Source organism: Halomonas sp. AOP13-D3-9 (genome assembly GCF_052379125.1).
Classification (GTDB): Bacteria; Pseudomonadota; Gammaproteobacteria; order Pseudomonadales; family Halomonadaceae; genus Vreelandella.
In genome coordinates this window covers 191,872-210,324 of sequence record NZ_JBQSYH010000006.1, presented here as the reverse complement: position 1 = coordinate 210,324, position 18,453 = coordinate 191,872, and the positions used below count along the sequence as shown (strand labels likewise).

Here is an 18,453-nt window from a genome sequence, read left to right as displayed (position 1 = left end):
AAGCGTATTCATGAAACAAGTGAGGCCCCACTGAGTAGCTATTATCAAAAAAGCGCCCACGGAAGGCATGAGCGCTTTTTTCAATTTGCTGAGTAATTTACGTAAAATGCTGGTTACGCAGAACGCTGGCGCTGCATTTCTTCTTGATACTCGCTGGCAAGCGACGTTTTTTGTTGCTCTTGCAACCCACGCCCAGCCAATTGAAACACCTCGTGCTCCTCTTCATCCAAGTGATGAGTGACTAAATGTTGGAGCTGCTTAGCATGGGTTAGCCAATGCGTAGCGCTGTAGTCGGTTTCATCAAGAAGCTCTAAAAGTTCATCAATCTCATGGTGTTCAGCAACGCTATGACGGGCTTTTTCCTGGGTCAGATCAATCGACATCATGGGAATATAGAGCGCCCGTTCTTCGGCGGCAGCGTGATAGTGCAATTCGGCACGCACCTGCTGGTAAAGGTTATCGCGCTCGCCGCTGTCTCCATGTGTCTCAACTAAGCGGGCAAGCAGGTCGCGCTGAATATCGTGATCCTTGCGCAGTGCTTCAAAAATCGTCATTCCAGACTCCTTGGATACGTTTGCGATAGACAAGTCAAAAGCTAGTGGTGGATGACATAAAGTGCAAGGTGGCGTTCGTCGATGAAATCGACGCCCACGGACGAAAACATTCGCTTTTTTCTATTCTTGAGTGCGCTATGTTGTTGGCACTACTTATTACTGGGCGACGCCCGCTGCAAGACTAATGAGTCAATGACTAAGGGAAGGAGATAGTAATGACGAAGGTACTGGTACTCTATTATTCCATGTACGGTCATATCGATACGCTGGCCCAAGCCGTGGCCGAAGGTGCAAAAGGCGTCAGTGGTGTCGAAGTCACCGTTAAGCGCGTGCCGGAAACAATGCCTGACGAGGCGTTTAAAAACGCGGGAGGCAAGCAGGACTACGATACGCCAGAAGCCACGCCCCAAGAGCTTGCCGATTACGATGCGATCATCTTCGGTACGCCCACCCGCTTTGGTAACATGGCCGGTCAGATGCGTACCTTCCTGGATCAGACCGGTGGGCTTTGGGCAAATGGCGCTCTGCGTGGCAAAGTCGCCAGTGTGTTCACCTCTACCGGTACCGGCGGTGGCGATGAAATGACTATTACCTCTACTTGGACCACACTTGCCCACCACGGCATGATTATTGTGCCGATTGGTTATGGTATCGAAGAGCAGTTTGATATTTCTAAGGTAAGCGGCGGCACACCCTACGGTGCAGCGACCCTCGCTGGTGGTGACGGTTCGCGTCAGCCCGATGAGCGCGAGCTCAAAATCGCTCGCTTCCAGGGTGAGTTGGTCGCTAAAACGGCTGCAAAACTAGCCAACTGATGACTCGTTAAATAGTCAGCAACGCAGTGCTAGTCTTAACAAAGCCTCGCCGGAGAGATTCGGCGAGGCTTTTTGACGGACGTTATAATCTCACTACGCCCCGCGCGTTGCTGTGTAAATCGTATAGACGGACTGGCTAGCCGTCATAAAGAGGCGGTTGCGATTTGCGCCAGCAAAACACACGTTGGAACAGACCTCGGGTAACAACACGCGCCCCAACAGCGTGCCTTCCGGTGAGAATACCACCGCGCCATCAATGCCCTCGCCACCGTTAGCACTCGACCAGATATTACCATCTATATCACAGGCCATACCGTCAAAGATCGTATCCTCGCTGGTAACGATGACTTGCCGGTCAGTAACGCTGCGGCCGTCTTCGCCAAGCGACCAGCGAATGATTCGCGCAGGTTCTTCGAAGTGAGTGGGGGCACTGTCACTGGCGTAGAAACCCTTGCCATCCGGCGTGAGTACAATGCCGTTTGGTTTAAAAATATCGTCGGTCAGCATGATGGGCTCATCGAGGCTGTCATCGACGTAATAGATCGCCGTTTCTAGCTCCAAGTCACGCTTTTTGCCCTCATAGTCGAAATGTGCGCCATAGCCTGGATCGGTGAAAATGACGCCCCCCGACGGGAGTGCCACGAGGTCATTGGGTGCATTGAGTGGCTTGCCCTGATAGCGCTCGGCGAGCACGGTGGTGCTGCCATCCCACTCGTAGCGCAACACCCGTGAAGGGTAGTGCTCGCAAGCAATTAGTCGCCCCTGATTATCGAAGGTATTGCCGTTGGAGTATCCAACGTTGTCTCTTAACACGCTGACCTGGCCGGTCGACTCATCCCAGCGCATCTGCTTGGCCCTAGGTATATCGCTGAACACGACGTAACGACCCACGGCATTCCAGGCTGGCCCTTCTGTCCACAGTCCTCCGCTCCAGTGGCGCTCCAACGGACTGTTAAAAATCATGTAATCACTGAAACGCTGATCCTCCACTTTCCATGCATCAATAGGGTATCGGTCTGGAGTGCGACTTTGTGCGCTCTGCAATGCAAAAATATGCGGTGATGTGCCGACCGCGGCCAGGGCGGCCGTTGCCGAGAGGAACTGACGGCGTCCAAGTTTCATGGCATTGTCCTGATGGTTATTGGTTGATGTTGTTATGAGCGGAGCGAAACAGGCGTTTCTTCCACCCTCAGGGCAAATGTAGAACATAGGTGATTAAAAAACATACATTGGCTGCCTGGTTGGCTTTAACCGGGCAGCCAATCGCTATGGCAACTGAGCGTCAGTTCGAACTAGCTTTGGCAGTAATAGCCTTGGCAATCGCCTGACCCAAGCTTGCAGTGGTGCCTTGGCCACCTACATCGCGAGTAAGTACTTGGCTATCGCCTTCGTTCAGCACTGCCTCAATGGCGGTGACCATGGCATCACCCGCTTCCTTATAGCCCAGGTGCTCCAGCATCATCGCGCCCGACCAGATCTGACCGATGGGGTTGGCAATGCCTTTACCGGCGATATCCGGTGCGCTGCCGTGTACCGGCTCAAACAGGCTGGGGAAGTGGCCTTCTGGGTTGATATTCGCCGAAGGCGCAATACCGATAGTGCCGGTACAGGCGGGGCCTAAATCCGAGAGGATATCGCCGAACAAGTTGCTGCCTACCACCACATCGAACCAATCCGGATGAAGTACGAAGTTGGCAGTCAGAATATCGATATGGAATTTATCTACCGCGATCTCGGGGTAGCCTTTGGCCATTTCGACTACGCGCTCATCCCAGTAGGGCATGGTGATCGAGATGCCGTTAGACTTAGTTGCAGAGGTAAGCTTCTTCCGCGGGCGGGTTTGGGCAAGTTCAAAAGCGTACTTCAATACGCGGTCCACGCCGGTGCGGGTCATGACCGTGTCTTGAATGACGATTTCACGGTCGGTGCCTTCAAACATTTTGCCGCCAACGCTTGAGTACTCGCCTTCGGTGTTCTCACGCACCACGTAAAAATCGATGTCCCCGGGTTCGCGGCCTGCCAGCGGGCTTTTGATCCCCGGCATCAGTTTGCAGGGCCGCAGGTTGATGTACTGGTCAAAGCGACGGCGGAACTGCAGCAGTGAGCCCCACAGGGAAATATGGTCGGGCACTTTGTCGGGCCAGCCCACCGCGCCGTAAAACAGCGCATCGAAGCCTTTTAGCTGCTCGAACCAGTCATCCGGCAACATTTTTCCGTGTTCTAGGTAGTAGTCGCAGCTACCAAATTCAAAGGTGGTGAACTCAAGGTCAATATTAAAACGCTTGGCGGTCGCTTCAAGGGCGCGAATGCCTTCGGGCATCACTTCGGTGCCGATGCCGTCACCGGCGATAATGGCAATACGGTGGGTCATAGTGGTTCCTTATCTTGTTAGTTGCTTTTTATGCTTGTGAGTCGTGAGTCGTGAGTCGTGAGTCGTGAGTCGTAAATAGAGTGTAGCGGCTATTTTGGCGGAGATAATCAGGCTACTATTCAAGTTATTATTGCGTGAAAGTGCAGAATGGCTGAGGAGCGATATGGCGCACCTGGATGATTTGGCGTTTTTTCAGCACTTAGCTCGGGCGGGGAGTTTAACGGCGACCGCCCGTGAGCTGGGGCTGTCGCTCTCAGCGGTGAGCAAGCGGCTAAAACAGTTGGAGGCGCGCCTGGGGGTAGAGCTGGCGGCTCGCACCACGCGGCGGTTGACGCTAACTGCTGAAGGCGAGCGTTATCTGGCCCGCGGCGCGCTGATTTTAGATGAGCTGGAGGAGCTGGAAAATGCACTGGGAGAGGGGGCTGATCAGGCGCTGAGCGGTCGGTTGCGGGTTAACGCCACCTTTGGTTTTGGACGTCGCCATATCGCACCGTTGCTGTCGCGCTTTTGTGCCGAGCACCCTGAGGTGGAAGGGTGGTTAGAGCTGACCAATTTCCCGCTTAATCTTAGCGATCACGGTTTCGATATAGGCATTCGTATTGGCGAACCACCGGAGTCGCGCTTGGTAGCTCGGCGGATTTTGGCCAATCGACGAGTCCTCTGCGCGTCGCCTGCTTATATTGCTCAAGCATTACCTATCCACACACCGGCAGATTTGCAGCAGCACGAGTGTTTAGTGATCCGTGAGAACGACAATGATTTTCCACTATGGCGCTTTGAGCTCAGCGATCAACGGACAAAGCTGCAATCGGTGAAGGTGAATGGTCGCTTGGCAAGCAATGACGGCGAGGTGATCACCCGCTTGGCCTTGGATGGGCACGGCGTGATGCTACGCTCCTGGTGGGATGTAAACGAACACCTTGCCAGCGGTGCGTTAGTTGAACTGCTACCTGGCTGGCAGGGAGTGCGGGCGGATTTTTACGCGGTGTACGAGCAGCGCCGCCATGTGCCCGCCCGGCTGCGCGCCTTTATTGACTATGTCCAGCGCGAGATTGCCGGGCGGGTATCGGCAATGCCCGAGAGTTAAGGGGCTATTGGGCAGGACACCCTTCACCTTGGGTAACGTCGATCAGTTCGTCGGTGGGGAAGTCTAGTTCAGCTGCCCTCTCGCGCAGGCGGGTCTCGGTCGCGCTATCCATCTCCGGCGTGCGCGAAAGTATCCAGAGGTAGTCGCGGTTAGGGCCGGCCACAAGCGCCCATTGGTATTCATCGTCCAATTCAAGGACGTTATAGCCGCCGTAGAAGGGGCCGAAAAAGCTGACTTTCAAGCGTCCGACACTCTCTTCATCAATAAAGTAGGCGCGGCCTTCGGCTTCATCCCATTCTTGATTTTCAATATTGTAGCCACGGTTGATTACCCGCACGCCGTCGTCATCGCGCAGGCTATAAGCCGCGGTCACGCAATCCAGGCCGCGTTCAAAGGAGTGATCCAAACGGGCAATTTCGAACCACTGGCCGAGGTAGCGGTCTAGCTCAAAGCCCGAAACTGGCTGCGTACCATCGGGTATGCCGGTGCAACCCGTGAGTAAGGCCATGCTGACGACGCTGCTTCCTAGCAGGTGTTTCATAACGCGCTCCTTGGCGGTGAACGATATGTGAAGGGCTATATGTGAAGAACTATATGCGATGAACTATATGGGCAATCGACTATGGTTAGTGCTATTGGCGGTTATTTTGCCATACAAGAAGGGCACGCTGGTGATGAAGTGTCTCTGTTTACATAACCCACAAAGGAGTGTTTATGTGGTGCCAACAAGAAATCCATTTTCCCGAGCTGTCGCGCGGTTTTCATCTTATTACCGATGAAGTGGCCATGGCGCTACCGTGCGTAAACGACTGCCATATTGGCATGTTGCATTTACAGCTGATGCATACCTCCGCCTCGCTAACGCTGAATGAAAACACCGACCCGGATGTGCGCCACGATTTAGATGCTTTTCTGCGCAGGCTGGTGCCCGAAGATTTAGCCTATTTCCGACATACCTTGGAGGGCCCTGACGATATGCCAGCCCATGTGATTGCCAGCTTGCTGGGGACACAGCTTACACTGGCGGTGCGGGATGGTCGTTTGGCCTTAGGAACCTGGCAGGGATTATGGTTGGGTGAACACCGTAATCAAGCTGGGCCGCGACGGTTACTGGCCACGCTAAACGGGTGTGACGCTCGTTAACCCGAGACGCCAACTCTATGCAGCGTTGCTGTATAGTAAAGGTTTTTTTAGGCTGAGACCGCCAGTGTGGCGGTTATATATCTCCATTTTCATCCTTGAAAAGCGCTTTTAAATGCCACGACGCTCCTTTCTTCGCCTTTCCCGCCAGCGCTGGTTGCGGCTGTTCTTCTATCTTAATCTCGCTCTGGTGGTTGGGCTGATTGCCCATCAAATCTGGCTGTACGTGGCAGAGCCTAAGTTTGAATCGGTGCATACCCTGGAAGTAGCTAATATTCGTGAGGTATTAGCGGAGCGAAGCGACTACCGCTTTGCGGTGGTCGGCAATATCAATAACTCCGTGAGCGTGTTTCAAGATGAGATTGTGCCGCTGATTAACCAGGGCGGTATCGACTTTCTGATTTCGGCGGGGAATGCCGTTAATGGGGGGCAGCAGGAGAGCTATCAGGCGATCTACCGGAGTCTGGAGCTGCTTAATGTGCCTTACCTGCTCACCTACGGCGAAAATGAAGACAGTGATTTTGGTAGCTACCTGTTTTATGAATACTTTGGCCCGCACTTTTACTCCTTTGTCGCGGGCAACAGCCACTTTATCTTTCTGGACGGTACCGGGAAGTCATCCACCTCTTGGCAGCTTGACTGGTTAGCCCGAGAACTGGCGGCCTCCGAAGCGCAGCATAAGTTTTTGTTTGTTGGCCTGCCGCTGCACAATGTGGTGAGCGACGCACCGCTGTTTGAAGCGGACAATTATCTCAATGATCCGCGACTGGCGGATGGCATTATGGCGCTGGCGGAAGAGCATGGGGTTGATACGGTGTTCTCCGCTAACCTAACCCTCTTCTCCCAGCAGACGGTTAACGGTGTGGATTACGTCACAACCGGCGGAGCAGGCGGTATTCTGATCGATGCCGATAGCAGCTTCCATCACTATGTTATCGTCGATGTAGCAGGCGACAATGTCGCCATTGCCCCAGTGCGATTGAACGTGGATAGCCCCGGCTGGTGGCGTATGGTCACCAGCGTCTGGTCGACGCTTTATGCATTTTTCTACGTTAGCTACACGCGGTTTTTGCTGATTGTAGGTGTACTCACGCTACTCGCCCTGCGTTTGCATCGGCTGATTTTTGAAGATCGTGATTACTATCCCGATTTTGATATTGATCCAACGCCTTTCCTGGATAAATCACTGCGCGTGGCGATGGTCTCCAATAACTATTTCCCGTTTGTTTCCGGGGTGTCGGTATCGGTGGATCGCTTGCGCAATGGCCTACGCGCCTTAGGGCACTCCATTCAGCTGTTCGTACCGCGCTATCGAGAAGCGTGGCAGGACGATAGCGCAATAAAGCGCATACCTACGCTGATGGCGTTTGGTCAGAAGCGCGAGTTCCGGTTAACCAACCCGTTTAGCGCGCGGTTTCGGTGCTGCCTGAGGGTCTTCAAGCCTGATCTTATTCACGTTCATCATCCGTTTTGGCTGGGTTCCATGGGGCTGTTTATGGGCCGTCGGCTTAAGGTGCCGGTGGTTTACACCTACCATACCCGCCTAGAGCACTATGCCCACTTTGTGCCGTTGCCTGGCGCGCTGTTTCGTAATCTGATCTCGCATTACCTGATCAAACGCTTTTCTAACCGCTGCCAGGGGGTCATTGTGCCGACCTATTCGGCAGAAGAGTATCTGCGCATGATCGGGGTAAAAACCCCTACACTGGTGCAGCCTACGGGCATTGATGTCGAGCGTTTCTCTCAAGTTGATGAGAGTGAGCTTGACGCGTTGCGCGAGCAATTAGGTGTTAGCGCTTCAGGCAAAATATTGATCAGCGTTTCGCGGATTAGCAAAGAGAAAAATATCGGTTTTATGCTGGAATCCCTCGCCGAGCTTCGGACTCAGGGGCACGAGGATTTTCATTTGCTGCTGATTGGTGATGGGCCAGATCGCGAGGCGATACAAACTCAAATCGATACCTTAACGTTAACCTCGCAGGTCACCCTGGTGGGGGCGGTGCCTCCGGAGCGCATGGCGCTTTATTATCATCTTGGCGATTTGTTTGTGTTTGCCTCCACCTCTGAAACCCAGGGCATGGTGATCCTTGAGGCGATGTCGGCGGGTCTGCCCGTGGTGGCGGTGCGTTCCAGCGGTATTGATGACGTGGTACGCCAGGGAGTCAACGGCTTTAAAACACCGCAAAATCGCCAGGCGTGGGGGCAGAAAGTGGTGGAGTTAAAAGATAACGCCGAGCTACGCCAGCAGTTGGGCAAGCAGGCCAGCCACTTTGCCGAAGAGTTTGATATCGCCAACTTTGCTTCAGCGGTGGCTAACTTCTACGCCGAAGTGCTGGCCAAGCATCACTCACCCTCACGGTGAGTCTGCTTTTTTGATGCTTGGCGCTGGTTGGCATAACGTCTAAGGCCTATTAACAGGCCAACCCCGGCCGCAAGCCCGAAAGCCGCTAAAATGATCTCTTTGGCCGACGCGGCGGTGAATAGCGCCCCCAACTGGCTACCGAGTAGAATCACTGCCGCCAGCCCGGGCAAGATGCCCAGAGTGGAGCCGATCATATAGTCGCGAAACTTAAGGTGGAAAGCGCCCGCCAGCATATTGGTGAGCGTGAACGGAGCGAGCGGCAGCAGGTTGATCACCGTCATGGTACGAATGCCGCGCTTGGATAAGTAACCCGATAGGCCACGCAGATGGCGCCCGCCATAGCGCATCAGCGCCTCTCGACCTAACCAGTGGCCTACCCAGTAAGACACAACCGACGAGGTCAATGTGCCTAGCGTGGCGTAGGCCAATCCCCATATTGGGCCAAACAGTAGACCTGTGACCACCACCAGTAAGCTAAGCGGAAACATCACCAGTAGCGCGCTGGCGTATGTAGCTATTACCGCGGCAAACATCCAGGGCGCGGTACGCCACTGGCGAATGTAACCGATAAACTCGGCAAGGCGCGCCTGGGTCAGTAGGTCGTAGCGCTGTAGCAAATGCCACATAATGCCGAGCAGTACGACGACTACCAGCAGGCCAACGCCCTTGCTTAATGTCCGCGACATGCCCACTCCCATCGGCTAAAAAAGCGCTAGCATACGCTAGCCGTCCGATGGGATGAAGGCGCTTTTACGCTAGGGGCTAGTTGTTGAGCTGGGCTTCAATGATTGGCCATGCGGGGTCGCCGTCGGTGGTGGTGACGTCGGCCAGCATGGCTTCAATACGCTCTGGGTGGTCGTTGATCCACTGCTCGGCCACATCCGCTAGGTCTTGCTCTTCCTGGCCAAAGGCTTGAATCATCCAGCTCTGCTCTTCGGCGGAGAAGGTGAACTGCTCAAAGAAGGTCACCACATTGGGGTTGGCATCCGCATAGCCGCTGCGCAGTAGCGTCAGCACATCGCTTTCGCCGTTGTTTTCACCGAACAGGTCTTCGGGGTCTTCCAGGTAGCGCATGGGCAGTTCAAGGTTCATCCAGTGGGGCGTCCAGCCTACCCAGACAATCGGTTCCTCACGGGAAATGGCATCACGTGCAGCGGAAAGCATGCCTACTTCACTGGTATCGACGATCTGCCAGTCGCCTAGGCCCCAAGTGTCGTTATCAATGGCATTGTGGAGAATCTCGCTGGCGGCGGAGCCTGCACCAAAGCCATAGATCTCGCCGTCGAACTGTTCGCGATTCTCATCCAGATCAGCAAAACTTTGAATGCCGCTCTCATACAGATATTCCGGCACCGCCAGGGTCATTTGTGCGCCATCGACGTTGTTGGCGACATCGATGAGTACACCTGACTCTTTACGGGGATTAAACATTTCCCGCTGGGCGGGTAGCCAAGCGCCCAGGAAGGCGTCGATATCGCCGCTTTCAATGCCTTGATAAATGACTTGTAAGCCAATGTCATGAGTGCTGGTTTCGTACCCGAGTGGGTTTAATAGCTTTTCAGCAATGGCGGTTTTAACCGTAATGCCGGGCCAGGCGGGTACGCCAAAATCTAGGGTTTGGTCGTCGGCATGGACTGCCGAGGCGAGTAGCGTAGCGGTGGCGAAGGCAATGCTTGAGGTGAGAGGTTTAAAGTGTGTCATGGAATCTCCTTGCTTGGTTTTATAATCGACTAGTTTTGTCGGATAGCGGTTGTTGTTAAATAAAGGAATGCCGCGTTAATCGTTGCGAGCAAGCACACGAAGGCGTGAAGCCAGCATATCGCGGTCTAAATAGGTGCCCTGCAAATGGCGTGCGCCGCTGTTGGGATCGAACTCGCGCCGACCATGGAGTACGCGGCGATTATCAAACGCAATCATCTGACCAGGACGAAGGGTGAACTCCAACTGATGCGCTTCGCTATGAAATAGCTTCCAAAGTAGCGCGTAGGCGCTGTACCAGGCCTCCATCTGCTCTACCGGCAGGTGAAGCGCATCGCGAATCCAGTTGTTGAGCCGCATCTCGACCAGGTTACTCGCGCTATCCAGGGTGATCACCGGTGCCCGCATGGAAATATCGTGGGTTTCATCCTGAAAGCGAAAGTCGATGGGCGTTTCGCTAAGAATCGCGAGCGCTGCCGGGTCTTGCTGGCGCAAGGCCTCGACCACACGCGCACCATCGGCAAACAACGACTCGCCACCAGTGGCGCCGTTTTGCAGGCAGTAGAGCAACTGGATATCCGGCGGTTGGCGCCAGTTGGGCAGATCGATGTGCAGCGGCAGCCCGACCGCGGTATAAGCGGCGTTATTGGGATTGGGTTTTGAACGTACATCGAAACGGGCACCAAAGTTGGTGGCGCGCAGCGGCCCAATACGTTCAGCTAAACGGCTCACTTCCTCTTCCACCAGGGGGCCATCGGTCATCAATGCCAGCCCGTCCCGCAGCATGGCAGTGAGCCAAGCTTTCTCGCCTTCAGGGGTTAAAAAGTCGCTATGGCGAATGCGCTCGGGAGCAAAGTTATCTTCCCATGGTGCGACTTTTGGAACGGCTGAAGTAAGGGCGGTTTCTGGGCGGCGCTGGTATAACCAGCCGCTATGAAAGGCACTGACATGACCATCCTGCCAGGTAAGGTGTAAGTGGCCCTCCGACAGCTCAACGCTGGGCGGCTCAGTGATGGGATCAAGAGGTAGGTAGAGCCGTTCACGGGTCTGCGGATGACGGCAGGCCGGGCAGGCGCAGTGGTCGCGCAGCCAGAGCAGCGGCAGAGTGGTTTGCTGGTCATCTTGCCACTCGAGTGCCACCCCCTTTTGAGTCAGCGTCGCGTGGGTGAGTGCCGGGCCTGATTGGTAAGGGCTTAGTTCACCCATGTCAGGTGAATGGGGTACCGTTAGTGAGGTTTGTAACGCGCTATTCATGATAACTCCAGGTAACTCCCATAGCGGCAGTGCCCCAGCAGTCTTGGTGTAAGGGCTGTGCTTAAAGGGCTTTGCATAAAAGGTGTATGTAAGTGATATCTAGGATGGCGAGTAGCCGCGGCAGTGACAAACGATTAATCTGACCCCTAAGATGTCATTTTACTTATAGGTCTCTTTTTCATGAGCCAGTTGCCGCCATTGCTATGGTTACAAGCCTTTGAATCTGCGGCGCGCACGTTGAGTTTTACCGCCGCGGGAAATGAGTTGGGCGTCACTCAGGCCGCGATTAGTCAGCGCGTTCGCTTGCTGGAAGACCGCGTGGGGCAGAAGCTGTTTGTCCGCCATGCGCGCAGCTTAACCCTCACCCCCGCCGGACAAGCCTGGCTGCCGAGCATTCACGATGCTTTTGTGCGTATCAGCGAAGGTACCTTGGAAGTGTTCGGTAGTACGACAGAGCAGCCGGTGACGCTGCGTGCCACGCCGGCGATTCAGCAGTCTTGGCTGGCGCCGCGTTTAATTGCTTTCCATCGCGCGCACCCTCAGGTGGCGATTCGCCTGGTAAGTGCTATCTGGCCCGATGACTTTGGCCCCGAAGGGGCGGATATTGAGATTCGCTATGGCAAAGGGGAGTGGACGGGCATCGAAATGCAGCCGCTAGGCGAAGAGCAATTACTGCCTGTTTGCTCAGCGGCGTTGGCAGAGACGCTAACCGCACCAAGTGATTTGGCTGGGCATACGCTGCTACACGCCGTGGGGTTTGGCGTGGGGTGGCCGGGATGGCTGCAGGAAGCGGGCGTTGCCCATCTGGAAGCTCAGTGCTGGTCGCTCACGTGCGACAATCAAGTCATGACATTGGCCTTGGCTAGCCAAGGTGGCGGTATCGCGCTAACCCACCGGCGCTTAATGGAGCAACGTCACGATTTAGTGGCGCCTTTTGAACTTAGTGTCCCCAGTGATGAGCGCTTCTGGCTGGTGCGGCCAAGCCGACGCCACGTTAGCGACGAATCCGAGCTGGTGTGGCGGTGGCTGTGCAACTCGACTGGCCGTTCGCCGGGCTAGTTGCTGTGTAAATAAAACATTGCCTATTCGCATAATTCGATTTAATCGAATACAAGTCGGAAAACGTTGCGCTTTTGCTTAGCGGAAAGCGCCGTAGAATAGCTCCCATTCATTCCCCTTTACGATTTTGGAGCTTTCAATGACGACGCGTACCCTGGTGATTACTTCTTCTATTCTGGCTGAAAACGGCCAATCCAATGCGTTGGCGAATCGCTTTATCGAGCAGGCTAACGCCCGCAATGGTATCGAGATCACCCAGCGGGATGTCGTCAGCAACGCGCTGCCCCATCTGGATATCAGCGAGTTGGGGGCCTGGCAGGTAGCGACTGCCGAGCGCAGCGCCGAACAACACGAGTTGGCCGCCCGTTCGGAGACACTGCTGGCCGAGCTGCGCGCCAACGATGTGCTGGTGATTGCCGTGCCCATGTATAACCTTGGTATTCCTTCGCAGTTGAAAGCCTGGTTTGACCGCGTGCTACGCGCCGGTGAAACGTTCCGCTATACCGAAAACGGCCCGCAAGGGTTGGTAGAAGGCAAGCGAGCGATTATTCTGGCAGCGCGGGGTGGCCAGTACGCGGGTACGGAATTTGACAGCCAAACACCCCACCTGAAAGCCATGCTCGGGCTGATGGGCATTAAAGACACCCATGTGGTCTATGCTGAAGGTTTGAACATGGGTGAGCAGCACCGCGACGCTGCGCTCAAAGAAGCCTTCCAGGCAATTGATCAACTGGTTGAGGGGCTTTAAGCACGTTTAGAAGCGTTCTCAAGGAACTAAAGGAAAATGTCACATGGCCCGGCCTGAATTACTCGAACAGATCTACACCATTGTCGATCAAATTCCGCCAGGACGTGTGACCACCTATGGCCGTATCGCGGCGATGACCGAAGGCGCGACCCCACGCATGGTGGGGTCGGCGATGCGTCACCTGCCGGATGGCCATCAGTTGCCCTGGCACCGTGTTATCGCATCGTCATTAAAGCTTGCCGACCACGGCGGCGCAGAGCGCCAACACCGAAAGTTGCGTGATGAAGGGATTCTATTCGATGCCAAAGGCCGCGTACCCGCGCACCTGGTTTGGCCTGATTAAGCTATTCTGATTAAGCTAGCTAGTTGGACGCTAGAAACAACAGCGCCGCCCAATTGGGCGGCGCTGTTGTATGTATGAATAGCGTAGGTGATTCTTCTCACGATTCACGATTCACGATTCACGATTCACGATTCACGATTCACGATTCACGATTCACTCTTCCAAATTAGCCCCCGATTTCCAAGACCAGTCGCGCCAGCGTAGATCAAACAGATCCTTGCGGCGGTCTTTAAGGTTGGTTACCGACCCCTCGGCACGTACCACCGTTAGGCGGGTGAGATCCAAGTCCGAGAAGAAGATCATCTCAGTGTTAGGCGTGGTTTCCGCCAGCACCGCATCGTGAGGGAAGGCGAAGTCAGACGGCGAGAACACCGCCGATTGAGCGTACTGAATATCCAGGTTTTCAATCGAAGGTAGGTTGCCGACGCTGCCGCAGAGCACTACGTAGCACTCGTTCTCTATCGCCCGCGCCTGACTGCAATGGCGCACCCGCAGGTAGCCGTTTTTGGTGTCGGTCCAGAAGGGCACAAACAGAATGTCCATATCCTGGTCGGCCAGCAGGCGGCCAAGTTCTGGGAACTCCACGTCGTAGCAGATCAGGATGCCTACGCGGCCTGCGTCGGTATCAAACACCTGCAGTTCATCGCCGCCCTCGATCACCCAGTCGCGGCGCTCCTGGGGGGTAATGTGCAGCTTGGCTTGGCGCTCAACGGTGCCGTCGCGGTGGAACAGGTAGGCGATGTTGTAGAGTCGGTCATCGTCACCCACTTCAATCATCGAGCCGCCGACAATATTGATATTGTAGGAGACTGCCATGCGCGAAAGCTCAGTCTTAAAGCGTTCAGTAAAACCGGCCAAAAAGCGAATCGCGCCCATTTGATCCTGTTGGGCGGCGCGATCTTGAAGGCCCATCAACGGCGCGTTGAACAGCTCTGGAAATACCGCAAAGTCACTTTGATAGTCGGAGAGCGCGTCGACGAAGTATTCGATCTGTTGAAGTGCGGCTTCCACCGAGGAGAACTCACGCATCTGCCACTGCACCGCACCCACTCGCACCTGGGTCGGTTTGTTGTCGAGCACGCTGGCAGCGGGTTCAAACAGAATGTTATTCCACTCCAGCAGGGTGGCGTAGCCCCGCGACTGCTCATCTTCCGGCAGGTATTTGCGCAGTAGGCGTTTTACCTGAAAGTCGTTGGCCTGCTGGAAAGACAGAATCGGATCGTAGATCTCTTTGCGGGAGACTTTATCGATGTATTGAGCAGGCGTGAGCTCATCGGCGTGCTGGTGGTACTCGGGAATACGCCCACCGGCAAGGATCGCCCGCAGGTTCATGGAGCGGCACAGCTCTTTACGCGCTTCGTAAAGGCGGCGGCCCAGTCGGTAGCCCCGGTAATCCGGGTGAATCAGCACATCCAGCCCGTACATGGCGTCGCCATCCTCGTCATTGAGGATGATCTCGCGATGGCCGATCAGGTCATCGTACTTATGCGGGTTGGAAAATTCGTCGTAATCCACCTGCACGGTGAGCGCTACGCCCACCAGAAGGCCATCGTCTTCAATCGCGATTTGGCCGTCAGGGAACTCCTGAATTAATTTGTCGATGGTGTGCTTCGGCCATGACCCGCCGATATCGTGATAGACGGCGTCCATCAATGTCTTGAGCTGATCGTAGTCATCGCTCATTAGGTTGCGCAGATTAAGATGCAGTTCTTCCAGGGACATATCAGGGCTTCCCAGCGTCAGAAATAAACAACCATTCTATCATTGTTGGACGTTGCTCGGCTTATCTGAGGTTAAACCACGTGCTAACGGGCGTGTTAGCGTCTGCGCCATGATGACCCCTGCTAAAATCAGCAGCCCGCCAGCAAAGTGAAAGCCAGCCACACGCTCACCTAAAAAGATCATTGCAATGACGGCACTAAATAGCGGCATCAAGTTGATAAAAATACTCGACTGATTAGCGCCGATTTGACGTACTGCGCGCATCCATAAAAAGGTGGTAATGATCGAGGCAGGAATGCCAGCGTAGACAATCAGCCCGATATTCTGGCCATCAATAGGCGTCATTGGCCCCATCAAATAAGGTGGTAACAAGAACAGCACCGCAAAACAGACTTGGGCATAGAGCATCACCCAGGGCGGTAGGTTCATCGACCAGCGCTTGAGCATCACGCCATACAGCGCGTAGCAGGTTGCCGCCACCACCATCAGCGCATCCCCCAGAGCGACCTCTAGCTGTAGCAGCGAGAGCGGATTACCGCGCCCTAGTAGAACGGTCACTCCCACGAAGGCCAGCACGCCGCCCACGATACCGCCCAGGGTCGGCGGCTCGCGTAGAATCAGCGCGCTAAGCAGCACGGTGAGCAACGGCACCATGGCGGCGAGAATGCCCATATTGGTAGCGGTGGTTGTTTCTGCCGCCACATAGGCCAGCCCTTGCCATAGGCCCATGCCAAGCAAGCCCAATAGCGCAAGCTTAGGCCACTGGCGGCGAATTTCGTCGCGGTGGCGTAAAACTGCGGGCAGCACAAACGGGGTCATCACCGCCAGGGCGAGCAGCCAGCGTAGAAAAGCAATGCTGCTTGGCGCGATGGCGCCTACGCTAAGTTGGTTAATGGTCATATTGCCCGACCAGATAAGCACGGTGGCGAGCGGCGGCAAAAAATACATCAAGGGCATAGCAACGGTTCCTTATCGTTAGCCGGATAATGTGACGTGGATTCGCATGCTGGGCAAGAGGGTAGCTCGGCAAATCTGGCAATATTCAGGTAGGTAAAGGTCTGTACGTTGCGGCGAGTATGTCATACGCTTGTTTGAATATGCTTTAACCGTGCGACTAATAATATCAAGGAGACCCGTGATGACCCGTGCGCCCGCCTATCCGCATCTGTTCCGCCCGCTGACTATTGGCCATTTGACGCTGCCCAACCGCGTTTTAATGGGCTCAATGCACACCAACTTGGAAGAAGCACCCAATGGCTTTGAACGCTTAGCCACTTTTTATGCTGAGCGGGCGCGGGAAGGGGTTAGCCTGATTGTCACCGGCGGTATCGCACCTAATCCAGAGGGTGCGGTGTTCCAGGGCGCCAACGCGCTTGTTAACGAAGCGCAGTTGTCAGAACACCGAGGGGTCGTTGATGCGGTGCATGCGGAGGGCGGCCACCTATGTATGCAGATTCTCCACGCCGGACGTTACGCTTACTCGCCGGACTTGGTTGCACCTTCGGCCATTCAAGCGCCCATCAACCCCTTTTTGCCTCGGGCGCTGAGCAGCGATGAAGTCGAGCAGCAAATCGCCGACTATGTTCGCTGTGCCAAGCTTGCTCAACAGGCGGGGTACGATGGTGTGGAAATCATGGGATCAGAAGGCTATCTGATCAATCAGTTTATCTGCCAGCGGACCAACCAGCGTGACGATGAGTGGGGCGGGGCGTTTGAGAACCGTATGCGCTTTGCTGTCGAGATTGTCCGTCGGGTCCGCGCGGCGGTGGGCGAGCGTTTTGTGATTATCTTCCGCCTTTCGATGATTGATCTGGTGGAAGAGGGCAGCACCTGGGAAGAGGTTGTTACGTTGGGGCAGGCGGTCGAAGCTGCCGGGGCGAATGTGATCAATACTGGCATTGGCTGGCACGAAGCGCGGGTGCCCACCATTGTCACCAGCGTGCCCCGGGCGGCCTTTACCGAAGTGACAAAGCGCATCAAATCGGCGCTATCGATTCCGTTGATCACCACCAACCGCATCAATATGCCCGAGGTCGCCGAGCGCGTACTGGCAGCAGGTCACGCGGATATGGTCTCCATGGCGCGCCCTTTTCTGGCCGACCCCGCCTGGGTACGCAAAGCCGAGGAGGGGCTGGCGGAAGAGATCAACACCTGCATCGCCTGTAACCAGGCCTGCCTTGATCACACCTTTGCCGGAAAGCTGACGTCTTGCTTGGTTAATCCCCGAGCCTGCCACGAAACCGAACTGACCATTGAGCCTACACAAACGCCCAAACGGGTGGCCGTCGTGGGCGGTGGCCCTGCTGGGCTAGCCACTGCAGTGACGGCGGCCAGCCGTGGGCACAACGTGGTGCTGTTTGAACGGCGCAGCGAACTAGGCGGGCAGTTCAACTATGCACGTAAGATTCCCGGCAAAGAGGAGTTTAACGAAACCCTGCGCTACTACCGGGTAATGCTGGAGAAATATGCGGTAGAGGTACGTTTGAATACCACCGCCACTGCAGAAGCGCTTGCCGATTTCGATGAGGTGGTTATGGCCACCGGCGTTCAGCCCCGGGAGCTAAGCTTGCCCGGTCACGATCACTACAAGGTGCTGAGCTACGCCGAGGCGATTGAATCCCCTGAGCGGGTTGGGCGTAAAGTAGCGGTGATTGGCGCAGGAGGTATTGGTTTTGATGTGTCGGAACTGCTGGCGCACCAAGGCCATCCAGCGTTGGACATTGCCGAATGGTGCGACGAGTGGGGCGTTGATTTAGCAGTCGGCGAGCGGGGCGGTTTAAAAGCGCCGACGGCGCCCGTGGTTCCCCGCGAAATTGTCATGCTACAACGTAAAACCTCCAAGCCAGGCAAGTATCTGGGTAAAACCACCGGTTGGGTACACCGGGCATCGCTTAAGCAGCGGGGGGTAAAAACTCTCACCGGCTGCGAATACCTCAAAATCGACGATGGGGGGCTGCACATCCGTCGCGACGGCGTCGATCAAGTGCTCGCCGTTGACAGCATTGTCGTGTGCGCCGGGCAGGAGTCGGTGCGTGATCTGCTGGCGCCGCTGGAGCGTGCAGGAACAGCGGTACATATTATTGGCGGTGCGGATGAAGCCAGCGAACTGGACGCCAAGCGCGCGATTGAGCAGGGCACTCGATTGGCGGCTGGCCTGTAGGCTGGTTAGAGTAAATTCTACAAACGTCCATTCACTAGGTGTGAGGACAGGTTGAAGCGAGGGTCTTTCGCCATGGCCGGAAAATGTTCCTGACAATTCCGGCATTTCCGCCATCCATGGCGGTCAGATGGCGAAAGTAG

Annotated in this window: 17 protein-coding genes; 8 read left to right on the top strand and 9 right to left on the bottom strand. The window is 55.3% G+C overall.

What is annotated here, in order from left to right; translation table 11 throughout:
- Positions 1–113: 113 nt before the first annotated feature.
- Positions 114–554 carry a hemerythrin domain-containing protein gene (locus ACT3UM_RS08885; protein ID WP_035584209.1) on the bottom strand — a complete coding sequence of 147 codons (441 nt, stop codon included), beginning with the start codon at positions 552–554 and terminating at the stop codon, positions 114–116.
- A gap of 215 nt (positions 555–769) precedes the next feature.
- On the opposite strand from ACT3UM_RS08885, the gene wrbA reads away from it, so the two are divergent.
- Positions 770–1,369 (top strand): NAD(P)H:quinone oxidoreductase, encoded by a 600-nt coding sequence (gene wrbA, locus ACT3UM_RS08880; protein WP_498897971.1) that lies wholly within the window; start codon positions 770–772, stop codon positions 1,367–1,369.
- Between the two features lie 93 nt (positions 1,370–1,462).
- Here wrbA and ACT3UM_RS08875 read toward each other — a convergent pair whose 3' ends face one another.
- Positions 1,463–2,491 (bottom strand): SMP-30/gluconolactonase/LRE family protein, encoded by a 1,029-nt coding sequence (locus ACT3UM_RS08875; protein WP_498897969.1) that lies wholly within the window; start codon positions 2,489–2,491, stop codon positions 1,463–1,465.
- Positions 2,492–2,651: 160 nt separating this feature from the next.
- Positions 2,652–3,740 carry a tartrate dehydrogenase gene (locus tag ACT3UM_RS08870; protein ID WP_498897967.1) on the bottom strand — a complete coding sequence of 363 codons (1,089 nt, stop codon included), beginning with the start codon at positions 3,738–3,740 and terminating at the stop codon, positions 2,652–2,654.
- Between the two features lie 163 nt (positions 3,741–3,903).
- On the opposite strand from ACT3UM_RS08870, the gene ACT3UM_RS08865 reads away from it, so the two are divergent.
- A complete protein-coding gene (locus ACT3UM_RS08865; protein ID WP_498897966.1) occupies positions 3,904–4,827 on the top strand; it encodes a LysR family transcriptional regulator in 924 nt (307 codons plus the stop codon).
- A 4-nt stretch (positions 4,828–4,831) separates the two neighbouring features.
- Here ACT3UM_RS08865 and ACT3UM_RS08860 read toward each other — a convergent pair whose 3' ends face one another.
- The gene (locus ACT3UM_RS08860; RefSeq protein ID WP_498897964.1) at positions 4,832–5,368 is read right to left on the bottom strand and encodes a lipocalin family protein; all 537 of its coding nucleotides are present in this window, start codon (positions 5,366–5,368) and stop codon (positions 4,832–4,834) included.
- Between the two features lie 173 nt (positions 5,369–5,541).
- Between ACT3UM_RS08860 and ACT3UM_RS08855 the strand changes: the two genes are divergently transcribed.
- Positions 5,542–5,970, top strand: coding sequence for a secondary thiamine-phosphate synthase enzyme YjbQ (locus ACT3UM_RS08855; protein ID WP_035584192.1), 429 nt, complete (start codon positions 5,542–5,544; stop codon positions 5,968–5,970).
- Positions 5,971–6,082: 112 nt separating this feature from the next.
- Positions 6,083–8,329, top strand: coding sequence for a glycosyltransferase (locus ACT3UM_RS08850; protein ID WP_498897962.1), 2,247 nt, complete (start codon positions 6,083–6,085; stop codon positions 8,327–8,329).
- Here the strand turns inward: ACT3UM_RS08850 and ACT3UM_RS08845 are convergent.
- The 3 genes from ACT3UM_RS08845 to ACT3UM_RS08835 all read right to left on the bottom strand — a co-directional run bounded on the left by ACT3UM_RS08845 (position 8,311) and on the right by ACT3UM_RS08835 (position 11,281).
- Entirely contained in the window at positions 8,311–9,015 is a 705-nt protein-coding gene (locus ACT3UM_RS08845; protein WP_498897960.1) for a TVP38/TMEM64 family protein, read from the bottom strand. The two genes, ACT3UM_RS08850 and ACT3UM_RS08845, sit on opposite strands and share 19 nt — an antisense overlap.
- 76 nt (positions 9,016–9,091) lie before the next feature.
- Positions 9,092–10,030, bottom strand: a complete 939-nt coding sequence (locus tag ACT3UM_RS08840) for an ABC transporter substrate-binding protein (RefSeq protein ID WP_498897958.1) — start codon at positions 10,028–10,030, stop codon at positions 9,092–9,094.
- 75 nt (positions 10,031–10,105) lie between these two features.
- Positions 10,106–11,281 (bottom strand): TauD/TfdA family dioxygenase, encoded by a 1,176-nt coding sequence (locus ACT3UM_RS08835; RefSeq protein WP_498897956.1) that lies wholly within the window; start codon positions 11,279–11,281, stop codon positions 10,106–10,108.
- Positions 11,282–11,461: 180 nt separating this feature from the next.
- On the opposite strand from ACT3UM_RS08835, the gene ACT3UM_RS08830 reads away from it, so the two are divergent.
- The 3 genes from ACT3UM_RS08830 to ACT3UM_RS08820 all read left to right on the top strand — a co-directional run bounded on the left by ACT3UM_RS08830 (position 11,462) and on the right by ACT3UM_RS08820 (position 13,431).
- The gene (locus ACT3UM_RS08830; protein ID WP_498897954.1) at positions 11,462–12,340 is read left to right on the top strand and encodes a LysR substrate-binding domain-containing protein; all 879 of its coding nucleotides are present in this window, start codon (positions 11,462–11,464) and stop codon (positions 12,338–12,340) included.
- Positions 12,341–12,479: 139 nt separating this feature from the next.
- A complete protein-coding gene (locus tag ACT3UM_RS08825) occupies positions 12,480–13,088 on the top strand; it encodes an FMN-dependent NADH-azoreductase (RefSeq protein WP_498897952.1) in 609 nt (202 codons plus the stop codon).
- 43 nt (positions 13,089–13,131) lie between these two features.
- Positions 13,132–13,431 (top strand): MGMT family protein, encoded by a 300-nt coding sequence (locus ACT3UM_RS08820; protein ID WP_007113353.1) that lies wholly within the window; start codon positions 13,132–13,134, stop codon positions 13,429–13,431.
- Between the two features lie 153 nt (positions 13,432–13,584).
- Here the strand turns inward: ACT3UM_RS08820 and ACT3UM_RS08815 are convergent, their stop codons facing one another.
- Positions 13,585–15,153: a carbon-nitrogen hydrolase family protein gene (locus ACT3UM_RS08815; RefSeq protein WP_498897949.1), complete on the bottom strand. Its 1,569-nt coding sequence runs from the start codon at positions 15,151–15,153 to the stop codon at positions 13,585–13,587.
- A 39-nt stretch (positions 15,154–15,192) separates the two neighbouring features.
- Positions 15,193–16,110 carry a DMT family transporter gene (locus ACT3UM_RS08810; RefSeq protein WP_498897947.1) on the bottom strand — a complete coding sequence of 306 codons (918 nt, stop codon included), beginning with the start codon at positions 16,108–16,110 and terminating at the stop codon, positions 15,193–15,195.
- A 181-nt stretch (positions 16,111–16,291) separates the two neighbouring features.
- Here ACT3UM_RS08810 and ACT3UM_RS08805 point away from each other — a divergent pair, with 181 nt between their 5' ends.
- Positions 16,292–18,313, top strand: a complete 2,022-nt coding sequence (locus tag ACT3UM_RS08805; RefSeq protein ID WP_498897945.1) for an FAD-dependent oxidoreductase — start codon at positions 16,292–16,294, stop codon at positions 18,311–18,313.
- The last annotated feature ends 140 nt before the right edge of the window (positions 18,314–18,453 follow it).